The organism is Patulibacter sp. (assembly GCF_030655195.1).
Taxonomy (GTDB): domain Bacteria; phylum Actinomycetota; class Thermoleophilia; order Solirubrobacterales; family Solirubrobacteraceae; genus Patulibacter.
Genome location: NZ_JAURWA010000073.1, coordinates 1 through 17558, shown reverse-complemented (window position 1 = coordinate 17558; position 17558 = coordinate 1). Strand labels below are relative to the sequence as shown.

At 75.3% G+C, this 17558-nt stretch carries 18 protein-coding genes; 7 read left to right on the top strand and 11 right to left on the bottom strand.

Annotated features, from left to right (window positions below; all coding sequences use genetic code 11):
* Positions 1 to 50: 50 nt before the first annotated feature.
* Positions 51 to 608 (top strand): TetR/AcrR family transcriptional regulator, encoded by a 558-nt coding sequence (locus Q7T67_RS07720; protein ID WP_304787706.1) that lies wholly within the window; start codon positions 51 to 53, stop codon positions 606 to 608.
* Between the two features lie 198 nt (positions 609 to 806).
* On the opposite strand, the gene Q7T67_RS07715 is transcribed toward Q7T67_RS07720, so the two are convergent.
* Entirely contained in the window at positions 807 to 1391 is a 585-nt protein-coding gene (locus Q7T67_RS07715; protein ID WP_304787704.1) for a TetR/AcrR family transcriptional regulator, read from the bottom strand.
* A gap of 82 nt (positions 1392 to 1473) precedes the next feature.
* Between Q7T67_RS07715 and Q7T67_RS07710 the strand changes: the two genes are divergently transcribed.
* Entirely contained in the window at positions 1474 to 2214 is a 741-nt protein-coding gene (locus tag Q7T67_RS07710) for an SDR family NAD(P)-dependent oxidoreductase (RefSeq protein WP_304787702.1), read from the top strand.
* A gap of 9 nt (positions 2215 to 2223) precedes the next feature.
* Here the strand turns inward: Q7T67_RS07710 and Q7T67_RS07705 are convergent, their stop codons facing one another.
* Entirely contained in the window at positions 2224 to 3033 is an 810-nt protein-coding gene (locus Q7T67_RS07705) for a thioesterase family protein (protein ID WP_304787700.1), read from the bottom strand.
* Between the two features lie 184 nt (positions 3034 to 3217).
* Between Q7T67_RS07705 and Q7T67_RS07700 the strand changes: the two genes are divergently transcribed.
* Complete coding sequence (locus Q7T67_RS07700) at positions 3218 to 5596, top strand: excinuclease ABC subunit UvrA (RefSeq protein WP_304787698.1); 2379 nt, start codon at positions 3218 to 3220, stop codon at positions 5594 to 5596.
* An 85-nt stretch (positions 5597 to 5681) separates the two neighbouring features.
* On the top strand, positions 5682 to 6215 hold the full coding sequence (locus tag Q7T67_RS07695) for a hypothetical protein (protein ID WP_304787696.1): 534 nt from the start codon (positions 5682 to 5684) through the stop codon (positions 6213 to 6215).
* A gap of 62 nt (positions 6216 to 6277) precedes the next feature.
* On the opposite strand, the gene Q7T67_RS07690 is transcribed toward Q7T67_RS07695, so the two are convergent.
* The gene (locus tag Q7T67_RS07690; RefSeq protein WP_304787694.1) at positions 6278 to 6682 is read right to left on the bottom strand and encodes a VOC family protein; all 405 of its coding nucleotides are present in this window, start codon (positions 6680 to 6682) and stop codon (positions 6278 to 6280) included.
* A gap of 158 nt (positions 6683 to 6840) precedes the next feature.
* Between Q7T67_RS07690 and Q7T67_RS07685 the strand changes: the two genes are divergently transcribed.
* Positions 6841 to 7245, top strand: a complete 405-nt coding sequence (locus tag Q7T67_RS07685; protein ID WP_304787691.1) for a group III truncated hemoglobin — start codon at positions 6841 to 6843, stop codon at positions 7243 to 7245.
* Between the two features lie 27 nt (positions 7246 to 7272).
* Here the strand turns inward: Q7T67_RS07685 and Q7T67_RS07680 are convergent, their stop codons facing one another.
* Positions 7273 to 7692 (bottom strand): hypothetical protein, encoded by a 420-nt coding sequence (locus tag Q7T67_RS07680; RefSeq protein WP_304787689.1) that lies wholly within the window; start codon positions 7690 to 7692, stop codon positions 7273 to 7275.
* A gap of 331 nt (positions 7693 to 8023) precedes the next feature.
* Here Q7T67_RS07680 and Q7T67_RS07675 point away from each other — a divergent pair, with 331 nt between their 5' ends.
* Entirely contained in the window at positions 8024 to 8557 is a 534-nt protein-coding gene (locus Q7T67_RS07675; protein ID WP_304787687.1) for a hypothetical protein, read from the top strand.
* A 7-nt stretch (positions 8558 to 8564) separates the two neighbouring features.
* On the opposite strand, the gene Q7T67_RS07670 is transcribed toward Q7T67_RS07675, so the two are convergent.
* Positions 8565 to 8834 (bottom strand): DUF2277 domain-containing protein, encoded by a 270-nt coding sequence (locus Q7T67_RS07670; RefSeq protein ID WP_304787684.1) that lies wholly within the window; start codon positions 8832 to 8834, stop codon positions 8565 to 8567.
* 225 nt (positions 8835 to 9059) lie between these two features.
* Between Q7T67_RS07670 and Q7T67_RS07665 the strand changes: the two genes are divergently transcribed.
* Positions 9060 to 9857 carry a phytoene/squalene synthase family protein gene (locus Q7T67_RS07665; protein ID WP_304787682.1) on the top strand — a complete coding sequence of 266 codons (798 nt, stop codon included), beginning with the start codon at positions 9060 to 9062 and terminating at the stop codon, positions 9855 to 9857.
* Between the two features lie 42 nt (positions 9858 to 9899).
* On the opposite strand, the gene Q7T67_RS07660 is transcribed toward Q7T67_RS07665, so the two are convergent.
* The 6 genes from Q7T67_RS07660 to Q7T67_RS07635 form a co-directional block, all read right to left on the bottom strand.
* Complete coding sequence (locus tag Q7T67_RS07660) at positions 9900 to 11417, bottom strand: AarF/ABC1/UbiB kinase family protein (protein ID WP_304787678.1); 1518 nt, start codon at positions 11415 to 11417, stop codon at positions 9900 to 9902.
* A gap of 103 nt (positions 11418 to 11520) precedes the next feature.
* Positions 11521 to 12372: a siderophore-interacting protein gene (locus Q7T67_RS07655; protein ID WP_304787676.1), complete on the bottom strand. Its 852-nt coding sequence runs from the start codon at positions 12370 to 12372 to the stop codon at positions 11521 to 11523.
* 234 nt (positions 12373 to 12606) lie between these two features.
* Complete coding sequence (locus Q7T67_RS07650) at positions 12607 to 13314, bottom strand: hypothetical protein (protein ID WP_304787675.1); 708 nt, start codon at positions 13312 to 13314, stop codon at positions 12607 to 12609.
* 226 nt (positions 13315 to 13540) lie between these two features.
* The gene (locus Q7T67_RS07645) at positions 13541 to 14278 is read right to left on the bottom strand and encodes a collagen-like protein (RefSeq protein ID WP_304787673.1); all 738 of its coding nucleotides are present in this window, start codon (positions 14276 to 14278) and stop codon (positions 13541 to 13543) included.
* On the bottom strand, positions 14268 to 14462 hold the full coding sequence (locus Q7T67_RS07640) for a hypothetical protein (protein ID WP_304787671.1): 195 nt from the start codon (positions 14460 to 14462) through the stop codon (positions 14268 to 14270). The genes Q7T67_RS07645 and Q7T67_RS07640 overlap by 11 nt, the downstream gene beginning before the upstream one ends.
* Positions 14463 to 14671: 209 nt before the next feature.
* Positions 14672 to 17476, bottom strand: coding sequence for an AAA family ATPase (locus tag Q7T67_RS07635; protein ID WP_304787669.1), 2805 nt, complete (start codon positions 17474 to 17476; stop codon positions 14672 to 14674).
* Between the last annotated feature and the right edge of the window lie 82 nt (positions 17477 to 17558).

Sequence of the window (17558 nt, the reverse complement as noted above, 5' to 3'; positions counted from 1 at the left end):
GATTGCCTAGTCGAACCCGCAGGAGCCTACTATGCAAAAATGCATACGCAATGTCGGAGCGCGCACAGACGAGAACCCGGATGCTCGAGAGCGGGGCCTGGCTCTTTCGGCAGCGGGGTCTTTCGGGAACGGCTTTCGCCGATGTGCTCGAGCACAGCGGCGCGCCGAGGGGCTCCGTCTACCACCACTTCCCGGGCGGCAAGGAGCAGTTCACCGCCGAGGCGACCGCCTACGCCGGGCGGTTCGTCGCCGCCGCCATGCGCCGGATGTCCGGTGACGTCCACGCCCTCGTCGACGCGCAGGTCGACCTCTGGATCGGTCTGCTGCACGAGACCGACTTCACGGCAGGGTGCCCCATCGCCGCGGCCGCACTGGAGGGCACGGCGCTGCCGGGGGCCCGGGACGCCGCCGGCACCTCCTTCGAGCACTGGCTCCGCATCGTCGGCGGTCAGCTCGTCGACCGGGGCATCCCGGAGGAGGACTCGCGGAAGCTGGCCCTGATCCTCCTCTCGTCCGTCGAGGGTGCACTGGTCATGTGCCGCGCGTGCCGCAGCACCGAAGCGCTCGAGTCGGTCCGCGAGCACCTGCACGAGGTGCTCGACCGATAGGGCATCTGCACCCACCCACGGCGGCGGATCGCCCGGAAGTGCCGAGGACGCCGGCGTCCGACGGATGTCGAGCGTCGTCGGTCCGAGATCTCGAGACGCCCCACCCCTCTCGGCTCCTTCTGCGCTCGATAATCGATCTTATGGAAACCCGGAACGGAACGACCCCCCTTTGGGGGCCCGGCCGGCGCCGGTCCGCGGTCAGGTGGACGTGCGGAGCGCCGCGCTCAGCAGTGCAGCGGCCGCCTCGCGGGCGACGGATCCCGCGGACGGGTCGCGGTCCAGCCGGGCGGCGACCATCGACCCGTCGTAGAGCAGCGACAGGCATCGCGCCAGGCGGTCCGGCTCCGGGGCGCCCGCTTCGCCGGCGAGGCGCGAGAACAGCGACCGGACCCACGCGCGGTGCTCGTCGGACACCGCCTCGATCCCGCCGTCGGGCTTGGCCTCGGCGCTGGCGTTGATGAACGGGCACCCGTGGTACCCGGGTGCGGCGAACCACTCGCCCAGGAGGTCGAACACGCCGAGCAGCCGGTCCTCCGCGGTCTCCCAGCGGACCGGGAGCTCCCGCGCGACGTGCGCCTGCCAGCCGGCGCTGCGCTCCTTCAGATACGCGCCGACGAGCGCGTCCTTGCTCCCGAAGCTGCTGTACAGGGACGCCTTGGCCACGCCGGCCTCGGCGATCACGCGGTCGATGCCGACCGAGCAGACCCCCTCGGCGTAGAAGAGCTCGTCCGCCGCGTCCAGCAGGCGATCCCGCGGGGAGGCGCGCTTCATCGTGTCGGCCATGCCCCCACGCTAACAGACAGATCTGTCTATAGTCCTCCCTATGGGCAGACAGACCTGTCTGTTCAGACGAAGCGGAGCTTCCATGACCGACGCCCTCACCCTGCAGAACACGACCGCGCTCATCACGGGCGCCACCTCCGGCATCGGCCGCGAGACCGCCCTGCTCCTGGCCGCCGACGGGGCGCACGTCGTCGTCACCGGTCGGGACGCCGACCGCGGGGCCGAGACCGTCGCCGCCATCGGTGCGGCCGGCGGGACCGCCCGGTTCGTCGCCGCCGACCTCGGCGACGTGGACGACGTCCGGCGTCTGGCCTCCGCGGTGGGCGAGATCGACGTCCTCGTCAACAACGCCGGGCTGTTCCCGTTCGCCGCCACCGCCGACCTGGACCCGGCGACGTTCGACGACACCTTCGCGGTGAACGTCCGCGGCGCGTACTTCCTCACGGCCGCGATCGCCCCTGGGATGGCCGAGCGCGGTCGGGGCAGCATCGTGAACGTCACGACGATGGTCGACGAGTTCGGGCTGCCCGGGACCGCCGCCTACGGCGCCTCGAAGGCGGCTCTCGTGTCGCTGACCCGGACGTGGGCCGCGGAGTTCGGACCCAGCGGCGTGCGCGTCAACGCGGTCTCCCCCGGCCCGACCCGCACCGAGGGCACCGTCGCGATGGGCGACGGACTCGACCAGCTCGCGTCCACGACGCCCCTCGGCCACCCCGCCGACGCCGTGGAGATCGCCCGAGTCATCGCGTTCGTCGCATCCCCGAGGGCGAGCTACGTCCACGGGGCGGTCGTCGCCGCCGACGGCGGCCGCACCGCCGTCTGATCGCAGGCGTTATCTCACCTCGCCGGCCGATGGTCGCGGCCGCAGGGTGAGGGTCTGGGCCGCCCGTCCGACCGCCCCGCGCTCGTCGTGCAGCACCGTCGAGGTCAGGCCCAGCCCGCCGGACCCGAACGTCACCGTCGTGTCGAGGCCGACCCACGGCCCCTGCGGCTGGTCGTGCAGGTGGATCGTGAGGTCGACGTTGGGGTAGAGCCAGGTCGCGGGCGATTCGCGCACCGCGATCCCGTTGGCCGTGTCGACGAGCCCGACGTACCGGGCCAGCGCACCGACCGGCTCGTCCGGGAGCAGCGGCACGGCGGTCCGCAGCCACGCGGTGGTCCGGCCGGGCTCCGGGTCCACGACGGGCCGGACCTCCAGCGACGCGATGTAGCCGCCGGGCCAGATCCGCGTCAGGTCGACGGACCGGCAGGCGTCGGGTGCGGGCAGCGGATCGGGCCGTCCGCCGGCCACGGACCCCGTCCCGCCGGTCGCCATCCGCCAGATCCGGGCGCGCTCGGCGACCCGACCGCGCGAGACGACGGAGGCCTCGAGCAGCTCGATCGTGCGGCCCGGGCGGACGACCTGCACGTCGATCGTCACATCCTCCAGGGGCAGCGTCCCGAGGATGTCGAACGAGACCCGACCGATCTGCAGGCCGTCGTCCGGACGGGTCGCCGCGACGAAGCGCTCGACCTCGTGCACGACGAGACCGTTCATCGGGCTGATGTGCTGCTCGTCCGGGGTCCACGCACCCCCGGTGTGCTCCGTCGGCAGGAACCGGTGCTCGTCGAGGCGGAGGAACGCGGACGCGGCGGCGGGCATCCGGAGCATCTTCCCGCGGCACCGGGCGTCGGGGGCCGCGCCGCGTCCACCGCCCGCCGGGCGTCTCCGGCCGGTCCTCCCCCACGAAGATCCCGCCGGACCGCCTGCCGGCTGGTTGAATCGCCCCGACGCCGCCGGGCCGCACCACGGTCCCGCCCCGCCCCGCCGACCCGACGGAGAACCGATGAGCACGCCCGCGCGATCCGAGCACCCGGCCCACGCCGCCGACGCCCACGACCTGATCCGCGTGCACGGTGCGCGGGTCAATAACCTCAAGGACGTCAGCGTCGAGCTGCCCAAGCGTCGGCTGACCGTCTTCACCGGCGTCTCCGGCTCGGGCAAGAGCTCGCTCGTCTTCGGCACGATCGCCGCGGAGTCCCAGCGGCTGATCAACGAGACCTACAGCGCCTTCCTCCAGGGCATGATGCCCACGCTCGCGCGGCCCGAGGTCGACGTGCTCGACGGTCTGACCACGGCGATCATCGTCGACCAGGAGCGCATGGGCGCCAACGCGCGGTCGACCGTCGGCACCGCCACCGACGCCAACGCGATGCTGCGCGTCCTCTTCAGCCGTCTCGGGCGGCCCCACGTCGGAGGACCGAAGGCGTTCGCGTTCAACATCCCGTCGGTCCGCGGCGGCGGGGCGATCACCGTCGAGAAGGGCGCGTCGACTACGGTCCGCAGGTCGTTCTCGGTCACCGGCGGGATGTGTCCCCGGTGCGAGGGCATGGGACGGGTGTCGGACGTCGACCTCACCGCGCTCTTCGACGACGCGAAGACCATCGACGAGGGCGCCGTGACGATCCCCGGGTACAGCATGGACGGCTGGCAGGGCCGGATCTTCCGCGGCTGCGGCTTCTTCCCGACGGACCGGCCGATCCGCGACTTCACCGACGCGGAGCTCGCGGACCTCCTGCACAAGGAGCCGACGAAGATCAAGGTCGAGGGGATCAACCTGACCTACGCGGGGCTGATCCCCTCGATCCAGAAGTCGTTCCTGTCGAAGGACCGCGAGGCGATGCAGCCGCACGTCCGGGCGTTCGTGGACCGAGCGATCACCTTCACCCCGTGCCCGGACTGCGACGGCACGCGGCTGAACGAGGGCGCACGCTCGGCGAAGATCGACGGGGTCAGCATCGCCGACGCCTGCGCCATGCAGATCAGCGAGCTCGCCGTCTGGGTGCGCGGTCTGGACGAGCCGTCGGTCGCCCCGCTGCTCGCGTCCCTGCGGGACACCCTGGGCTCGTTCGACGAGATCGGCCTGGGCTACCTGTCGCTGGACCGGCCCACCGGCACCCTGTCGGGCGGCGAGGCCCAGCGGACGAAGATGATCCGGCACCTCGGCTCGTCGCTGACCGACGTCACCTACGTCTTCGACGAGCCGACGATCGGCCTGCACCCGCACGACATCGCCCGCATGAACGAGCTGCTGCTGCGCCTGCGCGACAAGGGCAACACCGTGCTCGTCGTCGAGCACAAGCCCGAGGCGATCGGGATCGCCGACCACGTCGTCGACATCGGCCCGGGGGCCGGCACCGCCGGCGGCGAGATCGTCTTCGAGGGCACGGTCGACGGGCTGCGCGTGAGCGGCACCCTCACCGGACGGCACCTCGACGACCGGGCGACCCTGAAGCCGGCCGTCCGGTCGCCGACGGGAGCGGTCGAGATCCGCGGCGCCGACGCCCACAACCTGCAGGACGTCGACGTCGACGTCCCGCTCGGCGTCCTCGTGGTCGTCACCGGCGTCGCGGGCTCTGGCAAGAGCTCGCTGATCCACGGGTCGCTCGTCGGGCGCGACGACGTCGTCGCCGTCGACCAGAGCGCCATCAAGGGCTCGCGCCGGAGCAACCCCGCCACCTACACGAAGCTTCTGGAGCCGATCCGCAAGGCGTTCGCGAAGGAGAACGGGGTCAAGCCCGGGCTCTTCAGCGCGAACTCCGAGGGTGCGTGCCCGACGTGCAACGGCGCGGGCGTGATCTACACCGACCTGGCCGTCATGGCCGGCGTCTCCGCGCCGTGCGAGGACTGCGAGGGCAAGCGGTTCCAGCCCGAGGTGCTCGAGTACCGGCTCGGCGGCAGGGACATCAGCGAGGTGCTGGCGATGCCGATCGCCGAGGCGGCCCGCTTCTTCGGCTCGGGTCCCGCGAAGCTGCCCGCCGCGCAGCGGATCCTCGCCCGGCTGGACGACGTCGGGCTGGGCTACCTGAGCCTGGGCCAGCCGCTCACGACGCTGTCGGGTGGCGAGCGCCAGCGCCTGCGGCTGGCCGCCACCATGGCCGAGAAGGGCGGGATCCTCGTCCTCGACGAGCCCACCACCGGCCTGCACCTCGCCGACGTGGAGCAGCTGCTGGGGCTCCTGGACCGGCTCGTCGACACGGGCACGTCCGTCATCGTCATCGAGCACCACCAGGCCGGGATGGCCCACGCCGACTGGATCGTCGACCTGGGGCCCGGGGCCGGCCACGACGGCGGACGGGTCGTCTTCGAGGGCACGCCCGCCGACCTCGTCGACGCCCGCTCAACGGTGACGGGCGAGCACCTCGCCGCCTACGTGGGCGGCTGACCGGCGCGGCGCGGTTGCCGCCCGGAGGGTGACGTTCACACGCCCATCACCCGAAGAGCACACCGGGGGCACTAGCGTCGGGACCGTGCTCGACTCCATCGTCCTGTCGGACCGCTCGCGGGCCCTCCTGCGCTGCGTCGTGCGGGCCTGCGACGCCGATCCGGGCGACGGCCGCGCCCCGCGGGAGTCGATCCGCGTCGCGGCCGGGGACCACCGGGCCGCGGACCTGTCGTGGCCCTGCGACGTCGCGCCTCCGACCCGGGAGGAGCTGACCCCGCTGCGGATGCAGGGCCTGATCGCCGTCACGACGGACGCCGGAGACCACCTCACCGTCTCCCCCACCCCGCTGGGCCGCGAGGCCGCCGGGGTGCTCGCGCCCGCCCCCGTCACCCCGGACGAGACCCTGCCCGCGTCCCGCCGGATCGCCGAGCGGGTCGCCGAGCTCGTCGAGGCGGAGCCCGACGCCGAGGAGCGGGTGCGCCTGCGTGCCGCGTGGTCGGTCCTCGGGGCGACGGTCGAGGCCGCCGCCGAGGACGTCGTCCCAGAACGCCGGGGCCCGCGGGCGCTCGCGGTGCGGGCCCGTGCCCTGAGCCGCCGGCCCCGCCGCGCCCGGTACTAGCCCGGACGTCCTCGTCGCCGGACGCCCTCGTCGGCCCGCCGGGCCGACGAGGCCGGCGGCGCCTACGCCGCCGGCGGTGCCTCGACCACGGCGATGTGGTTGCCGTCGGGGTCGAGCATCATGAACAGCAGGGGTGCGCCCGGCACGGCCTGCGGCGTCGGGCCGACGTCCAGGCCGAGCGCCGCGAGGCGCGCGTGCTCCGCCGGCACGTCGGGGGTCTCGACGCCGATGGTCGACCCCCCGACCTTCCCGCCCATCGGCGGGTTCAGCGCCAGGCGCGCCACGGAGCCCGGCGGGGCGACCTCGACCCAGCGCATCGCTCCGTCCTCGCCGAAGGTCGTGTCGTTGCGCAGCTCGAAGCCGAGCTTCTCGAGGTAGAACGCGATCGCGGCGTCCTGGTCGGCGACGGCGAACATCGCGACGCCGATGCTCTGCAGGGTGGACGGGGTGGTGGGAGTCGTGCTCATGTCCCGAGGACCGCCGTCGCGCCCCGAACTCATCGGACGACGACGGGGCGGATGCCGGCCTGCGTCCCCCGGGCGGGCGGCCCGACGGCGCGGCCTGCCATCGTTGCGTCATCGCCGCGCTGCACGACATCGAGGACCGGGCCGACTGCGAGCGCCTCGTGCGGGCGTTCTACGGCCGCGCGCTGACGGATCCGATCATCGGGTTCATCTTCACCGACGTCGCCCGACTGGACCTCGAGGCGCACGTGCCGACGATCGCGTCGTTCTGGGAGACGATCCTGCTGGGGGCACGGTCCTACAGCGGCGGCGCGTTCCACCCCCACGCGACGCTGAACGCGCAGGTGCAGCTGCGGGCCGGCCACTTCCAGCGCTGGCTGCTCCTCTGGCACGCCGCGGTCGACGAGCTCTTCGCCGGGCCGCGGGCCGAGCAGGCGAAGTCGCACGCCGACCGGGTCGCGTTCGCCTTCCACGGCCGCCTGCAGACGATGACTCCGGCGCCCGAGGGTCCCCTGACCGGCCTGGCGATCACGCGCCACGGCCGACCGGGCCGCGGCGACCGCTGAGCCACGGGCCGACCCGGCCGTCGCGGGTCAGCGGAGGCGGCGGGCGGGCGGACGCAGGAGCGAGCCGCGCAGCGCCGGGGGCAGCTCGACCTCGACCGCCGCGCGCGGCGCCGGCGGCGGGTAGTGCCGCTCGGCGCTCTCCCTCGCGGCGTCCTGGAAGACGTGGATCGGATGGCGCTGGTGCGCCTCCGCCCCGTCGGCCCAGCGCCGCCGGGCGTCACCCACGATCTCGCGCACGACGTCGCGGTGCCAGCGGACGCCGTGGTCGCCGCGCCGGTGCCACGCCAGGACGACGGCGTACCAGGCGTGCGCCCCCGCGGCCCCGGCACACCGGGGCGGGTCGTCGAGCATGGCCTCGGACGGGTCGACCGTCTCGAACTCGCCCCGTGCGAAGCGGATGACGAGGTGCTCACCGCCGATCGTCGCGCGGTAGGTCAGCTGCTTCATGCGCGGCGGGCCGAAGGCCCGGTCGTGGTCGGAGTCGCGTGCACGGTGGGCGGGAGGTCGGTCGGGCGACGGCCGACCACCGTGGCTCGACCGGACCGGCAGCGCGAGCGGCCGGGCGTCGTCGGGCACAGCGGGGAGGCGCCGTCCAGACCGGGTACCCCGCACGGCGCCGACGGGCACACCGGGTCACGGGCGCGGCCGCCGGAAGGGCGGCCCCGGGGCGGCCGGGAACCGGCGGCGCCCCGCCGGACGAGCGGTACCCTCGGACACCCGGACGTATCGATGTCGTCTCAGATTCAAGTCGACCCGGTACCGGACCGATACCTCCTCCATGGACCCGGACCCCACGACCGCGAGACTCGCCCCCGGCAGGCTCGCCCGCCTGCGATCGCGCCGGTCCCGGGCGACGGGCGCTCCGGCCGCCGGCCCCTCCGACGTCGCCGTCCCGTCCGAGGCCCGGCACGAGGACGCGCCGGCCGGCCCTCCGGGTCTGGCGGACGCAGGACGCCTGCTCGCGGGGCTGACGCGGCAGGGGCACGCGGTCCGCGTCTCCGACCGCACCACGTCGGACGAGGTCCCGGCGGCGGTGGACCGCGCCGCCTACCTCGTCCTGGCGCAGATCGTCGGCGTGCTGTCGCGGTGCGCGGCGTCGGATCAGCGCGTGCACGTGCGGATCCGCACCGAGGACGGTGCGCTCGTCCTGGGCGTCCAGACCCTCCCCGCCGGCGACCGGCCGAAGCCCCTCGTGCCGGGGCCCCGCGAGGAGGCGGCGATCCGGCGCTGCGTGGAGCACGCGTCGGGACGCGCGACGCTCCGCACGACGCACGGGGGCAACTGGCTGGCCGTGGCCCGCCTGCCGCTCTGAGCCCGGACTACGCGGCGAAGCGCTTCTGGCTGCGGGCGCGGGCCTTCGCGGCCTCGACCTCGCGGTCCTTCGGCGGCGCCGCCGTCACCAGTGAGGCCAGGAGCTCCTCGGTGATCCGGGCGACCTCGTCGACGGCGTGGGCGAAGGCCTGCTCGTTGGCCTGCGACGGCGAGGTCGAACCGCTCACCTTCCGGACGAACTGGAGTGCGGCGGCCCGCACCTCGTCGTCCGTCGCGGCGGGCTCGAAGTTGTGGAGGGTGCGGATGTTCCTGCACATGGGTCCAGCGTACGCCGTGCGGTCGGCGATGGCCAGGGTGTTCCGGGCGGCGTCGGCGGTGGCTCCCGAGCCCGGTGACGCGCGTCCGATGCACCAGGACGTTGTGTCCGCCCGCCCGCGCTGGGACGATGGGGGCCAGTGATCACTCGCACAGCTCCGCAGGTCCCCCCCACGGCCGTCGATCCCGACGCGGCCGTCGTCGCCGCGTACGACCGGTGCCGGCGCATGCAGCGTCGCCACGACCCCACGTTCTTCGTGGCCACCGCGCGGCTCCCCAGCCGGACGCGTCCCGCGGTCCACGCGCTCTACGGGTTCCTCCGCGGCGCGGACGAGATCGTCGACGGACGGGGCCGCGCGTCGGACCCGACCACGCGTCGAGCCGCGCTGGACGCGTGGCAGTCGGCGTTGGACGCGAGCGTCGAGGGTCGCCCGCCCGGTCACCCCGTGCTCGCCGCGCTCGCCGACGCCGGGCGTCGCCACGACCTGCCGCTCCACCTGCTCACGACCTACATGCGGTCGATGCGGATCGACTGCGACGACCGGGTCCGCATCGCCGACGACGCCGAGCTCGACCGGTACATGGACGGCAGCGCGGCGACGGTCGGTCGGCTCATGGCGCCGCTCCTCGGCGCGCGGCAGGAGGGCACGGAGCCGCTGGCCCGCCTCGGGGTCGCGTTCCAGCTGACGAACTTCGTGCGCGACGTCCGCGAGGACTGGCTGATGGACCGCGTCTACCTGCCCGGTCTCGACGAGGACGACCTGCGCCACGGCGTCGCCTCCCCCGCGCTCCGCGCCCGGATCGCCCACGACGTCGACCGCGCGCGGCGGCTGTTCGCCGACACGGTCGAGGTCGAGCAGCACGTGCCCTCGTCGATGCGGCGCGGCATGCGGTTGGCCCGGGCGGTCTACGGCCGCGTCCTCGACCGGGTCGAGCGACTCGGCTACGACGTGCTCGGCGGGCGCACCGCCCTGGGGCCGCGCGATCTCGGTCCCGTCGTGGTCTCCGCGATGGCCCGCCGCTGAGCAGACGGGCCGGGTCGACGGGGCGCCCTCCCCGGAGCCGCGCTACTCGGCGGTCGGCACGAGCCCGGCCGCGAGCGCGCCGCCGTCCCGCGAGAAGAGGTCGGCCAGGATGCCGGTGACGACCGCCAGGACGTCGGCGTCGGGGGCCACCGCGGCGGCGAAGCCCGACAGGTACAGCAGGTTCTTGAAGAACAGGACGAGCTCCTTCGGCATCCGGAACCCGCCCGCGGCCAGCGTCCGCAGCAGCTGACCGAGCGTCTCGCCGAGCCGGTCGAAGGTGATCTGGCCGTCTGCCCGCTCGTCGAGCCGCGAGAGGTCCGCCTGCAGCCGGGCGACGAGCTGCTCGACGTCGGCGTCCTCCGTGATCGCGCCGAAGGTCCGCATGGCCTCGACCTGCGCCCGCGCGTCGGAGGCCGCGAAGCCGAGCAGGAAGCGCACGAGACCGGCCCGCTGCGCGGCGTCGAGCCGCCCGCACATCCCGAAGTCGACCATCGAGAAGCGGTCGCCGTCGACGAGCACGTTGCCCGCGTGGAGGTCGCCGTGGAACAGCCCGTGGACGATCGTCGCCTCGAGCACGCCGCGGACCCCGGCGGCGAAGAGCCGGTCACCGGCGCCGTCGAGCAGGGCGTCGGCCGGCAGGCGGGCGTACGACACCCCGGGGAGGTGCTCCATCACCAGCATCCGCTCGGTGGTCAGGGCCGGGAACGGCCGTGGGACCCGGACGTCGTCGGCCCCCAGGTCCTCGAGCACCGCGACGCTCTCGACGAGGTTGGCGGCCTCCAGTCGGAAGTCGAGCTCCTCGAGGGTCAGCTGCGCGAAGAGCGTCACGAAACCCGGCAGGTTCGCGACCCGGACCCCCTGGTGGACCCGGTCGGCGGCGGCGCAGACCAGCGCGAGCGTCTCGATGTCCGAGCGGAACGCGCGGCGCAGGCCGGGGCGCCGGACCTTGACGACGACCGGCGTCCCGTCGCGCAGGACCGCGCGGTGGACCTGGCCGATCGAGCCGGCGGCGAGCGGCTCGGCGTCGAAGGACTCGAAGGCGTCGAGGCTGCCGAGCTCGCGGCGGACGACCTCCTCCGCGGCTCCGGGCTCCATCGGCGTGGCCTCGTCGCGACACCAGGCGAAGGCGTCGACCCACTCGTCGGGCAGGAGCCCGCGCGCGCTGGCGATGAACTGCCCGAGCTTGACGTAGGCGGGTCCCCCGGCCCGCACGAGCCGGTCGGCCCGCTCGATCGTCCCGCCGGCCGCGGAGGGCGGTGCGACGGGCAGGCCGGTCGCGGCGGCCGCGGCGGCGAGCAGGGCGAACGGGGCGTCCGGTGCCGCAGCGCGGGCGACGCGCCAGGTCGTCGACGCCAGGGAGCCGATCGTGTCGGGCCACACCCGTGGTGCGGAGAGCCGCTCGGCCTCGCGCCCCAGCTCACGTCTGCGGGTGACGGCGCGGGCCTGGGCGTCGAGCGACCAGGCGGTCAGACCTTCGACCTCGGCGAGGCGGGCCGACCCGCGCAGCAGGGCGGGTCGGGAGGGCAGGGGCGGCGCGACGGGGTTCTGCATGGTCGGCATGCACTGAACCGTCTCAGTGCACAACTGTCAACTGTGTGACGTGGGGCGGCGGAGCGATCACCGCCCGCGCGCTCTTCCTACGGGAGCGTAGCCGACCGGGTGCTCAGGAGACGTCGGCCTCGACCTCGGCGTTCCACTCGGCCTTCGACGACTGCCACCCGTCCTCGTCGAGGGTGCGCTTCCAGTAGCCCGAGATCGAGACGTCCTGACGGGGCATCCCGCGGTCGGCGAGCAGATGGCGGCGCAGCTCGCGGACCGCGACGGCCTCGCCGTGGACGAAGGCATGGACGCGGCCGTCTGGGAACTCGAGCTCCCGCACCGCCACGACCAGCGGCTCGTCGGAGGGCGGGAGCGCCCCGGCGTCCCCCCGGTGCACCCAGGTGGTCGTGAGGTCCCCGGGGCTCTGCAGCTCCTGCTGCTCGGCCTCGTCGTGGACCTCGGCCACGACATGGACCGGCACGCCCGCCGGGATCCGCCGGAGCGAGGCCGCGATCGCCGGCAGGACCGACGCATCGCCCACCAGCAGGTGCCAGTCGGCCTCCGGGTCCGGGGCGTAGGCACCGCCGGGTCCGAGGAGCTGCAGGACGTCCCCGGGCCGCGCGGCGGCGGCCCAAGGGCCGGCGAGGCCGGCGTCGCCGTGCTGCACCACGTCGACGGTCAGCTCCGTACGCTCCGGGTCCCACTCGCGGACGGTGTAGGTGCGGGTCCGCGGCCACTGGCTCCGGGGCAGCGTGGCGCGCACCTCGGCGACGTCGAAGTCCGGGCCGTAGGGCGCACCGGGCGGCGGGAAGAGCAGCTTCACGTAGTGGTCCGTGAACGCCCCGGCGGGGAACCCCTGCAGGCCGGGGCCGCCGAGGACGACCCGGAGCAGGTGGTCCGAGACGCGGTCGACCCGGGAGACGACGGTGCGGATCGCCTGGCGGGCGGGGCGGGCGGGGGCGGAGGAGTCGGCCATGGGTCCTCGAGGGATGGGGAGCGCGGGCACGCCCGGCGGGCCCACCCTCCCCCGCGCCGTCGGCGTCGGGATGGGCGGGCAGCGGGACTTAGGGTCACCGTACCGGACCCTCGGGGCGGGCCCTTCCGGACGGGGTCCCGGCGGTCCGGAACGACGAACGCCGCCGCCGGGACGAACCCGACGGCGGCGTGGTCTGCCGCGGTGCCGCCCTCGCGGGCGGCTCGTGGACCGGTGCTACTTGACCGGGACCGTGATCTTCGCGACGCCGATGACGAGGCCGCCCTTGAGGGCGTCGATGCCGAACGTCTTGTTCAGGAGGTCGGCGGCCTCCTGCTTCAGCTTGACCGTCGTGCCCTCGAGGATGGCCTTCGTGTCGTTGGAGGCGAGGCGCAGGGCCTTCAGCGTGCGGCCGTCGAGGAAGAACAGCGGAGCGGACTCGGCGGCGACCTCGCCGTCGACGGAGACCTTGCCGGTCAGGACGGAGGCGCCCGGATCGATGACGAAGTCGGTCAGCTCGACCTTCTTGCCGCCGGCGGTGAGCGAGAGGCCCGAGCCGTCGTGGTCGAGCTCGCCCTGCACGAACGGCTGGACCGGGCCGTCGGGGGTGTAGTACTTGACGCTGCCGCCGGTGATCGGGAAGCTCGCGACGCCGCTGGTGCTGATCTTCGCGTCGCCGACCGGGCCGGGCGTGACCTTCAGCGAGGTCAGGGCCTCGACGAAGCCGGAGTCCAGCGTGACGCGCGTGACGCCGCCGGTCGTGTCCGCGACCTCGGCCGCGGGCTTGTTGGCGTCGGCCGTCTGGGCCGCCGTGCTCGTGGAGCTGGCCGAGTCGGAATCGTCGTCGCTGCCGCAGGCCGTCACACCGAAGGCGAGGACGCCGGAGACGGCGAGGGCCGGGATGGTGCGGGTGAAGAGGGAGCCGCGAAAGTTCAGGTTGGTCATGTCAGCAGTAACGGCGCATACCCGGAACTGGATGCGTCGACGTTGCGCAAGCACGTCGGCGATGCGCGTGCGCCGGTCGTCGGGAAATGCCTGCATCCACCAAGCTGCGACAGTCGGGTGATCGGTGTCACGGAGCGGGGACGCGCCACGGATGCACCCGCCCCGGGACGCACGACGGGCCCCGTGCGGGGCCCGTCGGTCGCGGGCGCCGCACGCCCGGGCCGGGTCAGTCGATCTCGCCGACCGGGATCGCGGCCAGCTGGAGGTCGCTGGCGTTGCCGACGGCGGACTGCGTCGTGCACCGGATCCGCAGGGAGCCGGGACCGGCGACGGTGACGACGGCCTGGAGCGACGCGGGCATCCGCGACTCCGCGCTGGCCGTCGGGCGCATCTTCGCCTCGTCGACGACGGTGAGGCCGTTGACGAGCTCGCACGCGACGAGGTCGGTCCCGCTCTGCGTCGCGAAGGTGAGCTTCGCGGTGACCAGGTAGGACCCGGCCGGCACCGCCTTGGTCAGCACCACCGAGTCGGCCGTGTTGGCCGGGATGTTCACGTCGGGGGCGACGCCGCGATAGGCCTTCGGCAGGACGGCGGGGCCGGCCGGCCCCACCGGGCCCGTGGCGCCGTCGGCACCCTTGGGGCCCGTCGCGCCGGCTGGACCGGTCGCGCCCACGGCGCCCGCGGGTCCCGTGGCGCCCGCGGCGCCGGAGCTGCCCGCGGCGCCCTTCAGCGCGGCGACCGTCGACGCGGAGAGGTCGGAGGCGGTCAGCGACCGGTTCTTCACGTCGGCGCCGGTGAGCGTCGAGCTCTTGACGTCGGCACCCGTCACGGTGCCGTTCTTGATGTTCGCGCCGGTGATCATGCTGGCGGCGGTCGCGGTGCCGCCGACGGCGGCGAACAACGCGACGCACGAGACGACGGTGGCGGCCTGCGGGCGACGACGGCGGGGGGACTCAGTGGTCATTGGGGTGCTCCTCTTGCGGGGTGGTGGTCGGGGGCGTGCCCGCCGCGGCGGCCGAGAGGGCCGCTGCGAGCTCGACCCATCCCCGGAACGCGACGCTGCGGCCGGTCGCGCCGGTCACCCGTCCGTGGAGGGGGTCGAACGACGCGATCTCGCACTCGAGGCGGATCGGGGTGGTGTCGGGCACAGGACGCACTCTGCGCCCGCCGGCCCCCCGCGACATGAGGGATGACCCCCCTGTCTTCGTCCCCCCCCGCTGCGACCCGTCGATCCCGCCGAGACCCCGTCGATCCCCGTCCGTGTCCCCGGGCGGCCCCCGGACCGGTGTCGCTCGTCCCTGGGCCGGCCCGTCCCCCCCGCCGGCCTGGGGTCGACCCCGGGCCGGCTGCGGTCGGCTCAGAGGGCGCCAGCGAGGGCCCGGCGGGAGTGCACGCCGAGCTTCGCGTAGACGCGCGTGAGGTGGTTCTCCACCGTCTTCGGCGTCACGAAGAGCTCCTGGGCGATCTCGCGGTTGGTCGACCCGCCCGACGCGAGCTCGGCGACCCGACGCTCCGACGGGGTCAGCTCGTCGAAGCGCAGACGGCCCGCGGGGGCCCCGGCCACCGCGAGCTCGTCCGCGCACACGAGCGCGACGCCGCGCGCGCCGCACCCCAGCGCCGTCTCGAGGGCCGCCTCGAGCGCCGCCCGCCCGTCCCGTCGCCGGCCGGCGCGCAGCAGCGCGATCCCGAGGTCGGTGCGCGCCCGCGCCTCCTCGGTCCGGGAGTCCGAGCCGGCGAGGATCGACACGGCGTCGGTCAGCCCGTCGATCCGTCCCTCGGGTCCACCGGCCAGCGCCGAGGCGCGAAGCGCGACCCCCAGCGCCGCCGGCCGGCCCCACCTCCGGGCCCACGCGAGGTGCTCCTCGGCCAGACCGCGGGCCCGGTCCGCCCTGCCGTCGCGGGCGAGGACGCGGGCCTGCAGCGCGCGCCAGGCGAGGGCCCGCATCGGGCGTCCCGCCTCGTCGTCCTCCCGCAGCGGGGCGACGTCGGCGTCGACGTCCTCCGGTCGTCCCTGGGCCTCCCGCAGCCGCAACCGTGCCCACGGCATCCAGCGCATGACGGTCGGGCCGCCCGGGCCCGCCGTCAGCCCCCCGCGGACGAGCTCCCGCTCCGCGCCGTCGAGGTCTCCCTGGTCGGTCAGCGCGAGGACGACGTAGGCGGCGTTGACGGGCACCATGACCGGTGGGATCGCACCTCCGGCGGCCGCGAGCGCGTCGGCCTCCGCGTCCCGGGGACGGCCCTGGTTCAGGGCGAGGACCGCACGGGTGCCGAGCGCCCCCGCGCGCGCGAACGCGGATCCGCGCCGCCGTCCGTCCGCCAGCGCCTCCTCGATGGTGCGGGCCGCCGCGTCGTGCGCCTCGCAGGTCAGGAGCGCGTAGGTGGCCATGTACCAGTGCAGCGCCTCCGCGGAGTCCTCGTGGATCAGGCGCCCGCCGCCGAGCGCCCGCTCGGCCAGCTCCACGACCACCGGGGCGGGAGCACCCGCGGCGTGCTCGTCCTGGGCGAGCAGCGCCAGGACCGTCCGCTCGGCCCGGGTCGCTCCCGCCAGGCCGTCGTGCCGACGCAGCTCGAGGCCGTGGGGCTGCCCGGAGAGCCACGCCAGCAGCGCCAGGTCGGCCTCGAGCTGGAGGGCGTCGTCGCCGGCACCCCGGGCCGTGAGGTCCTCGGCGGCGGCCTTCACCGTCGCCCGCGCGACGCGCATGCCGCGCCCCGCGAAGGCCGCGAACGCGCGGTCCCGGTGGGCCGCGACCAGGGCCGTCGGATCGCCCGTCAGGGCGACCGCCTGCTCGAGGCGGGCGATCCCGTCGGCGAACAGCCCGCTGCGGACCTCCGCCCGCCCGAGCGCCGCGAGGACCGCGGCACGGTCCTCGCTCGCCGGCGGCTCGGCCAGCGCCCGGTCCAGCTGGACCGCGGCGGACGCCGGTTCGCCCGAGCGCAGCGCCCGGTCGGCGGTCCGCGCGAGGAGCCCGGCCACCGCCGGATCCCCGGTCGGCGTGGCCCCCAGCGCGTGGGGCACCCGTTCCTCGTCCGTCGCCCCCTCGGCCGTCAGGGCCTCGAGGGCCCGTCGGTGGGCGGCGGCGCGCTCCGGGGCCGGCGTGTCCTCGCTGATCGCCGCGCGGACCAGCGGGTGCAGGAGCCGCACCGGGATGCCCGCGTCGGCGAGGCCGGCACGGGCGAGCGACCCGGCGGCCGTCGCGGTCCGGGCGGCGTCGAGCCCGGCGACCCCCGCGACGCGCCCGAGCGGGGCCTCGCCCCCGAGGACGGCGAGCGCGCGGGCGACGTCCCGGGCGTCGGGCCCCAGGTGGCCCAGGCGCAGCAGGAGCGACCGGCGGACGGCCGACGGGCCGGTGCGCGCGACGGCGGCGATCCGGACGTCACCGGGGGCGTCGTGCGATCCCGCCAGCTCGGCGGCCAGCTCGGTCGCGAAGAACGGGTTGCCCCCGGTGGCCTCCAGGCAGGCCGCCGCGAGCTCCGGCGGTGCGTCCCGGCCGCCGAAGGCCCGGGAGAGCACGGCGCCGACGCCCGCGGCCGAGAGGAGGCCCGGGCGCAGGCCCGCGGCCCCCGCGAGGGCCTGCAGCTCGCGCAGCGGGGCCTCCGCCGGTCCCGGCTCGGGCTCGCGTGTCCCGACCAGCAGGACCACCGGCAGCTCGTCGAGGCGCCGTGCGAGGAAGACCAGGGCCCGGAGCGACGACGGGTCCGCCCAGTGCGCGTCGTCGACGACGAGGGCGAGCGGGCCGTCGTCGGCCAGGTGGGCCACGAACCACCCCAGGCCGTGGAGCAGGTCCAGGGCCGGATCGTGGAGCGGGCCGGGGTCGGCGGGCGTCGCGGCGCCGGCGAAGAGCGCCGCCGCGGGCGCCGCGGGCCCGGCGAGCAATCCGGCCCGCCGTTCCGCGTCCGTGCCGAGGACCGCGCGTTCGAAGAGCTGACGGACGACGCCGTGGTGCAGGTCGGCCTCCAGGACGCCGCCGCGGGCGGTCAGGACGCGCAGACCCAGATCGCGGGCGTCGTCCCGTGCGGTCTCGAGGAGCGTGGTCTTGCCGATGCCGGCGGGCCCCTCGACGAGGACCAGCCCGCCGGTGCCCGCGGCGGCCCGGACCAGGGCCTCCCGGAGGGCGCGGTGCTCCGCGTCCCGCTCGAGCGGGGCCACGGGCGCGCCGTCCATGCGCGAGACCCTACGTGCCCGGCGACGCGCCACGGACGCAGCCGCCCCGGGACGCACGACGGGCCCCGTGCGGGGCCCGTCG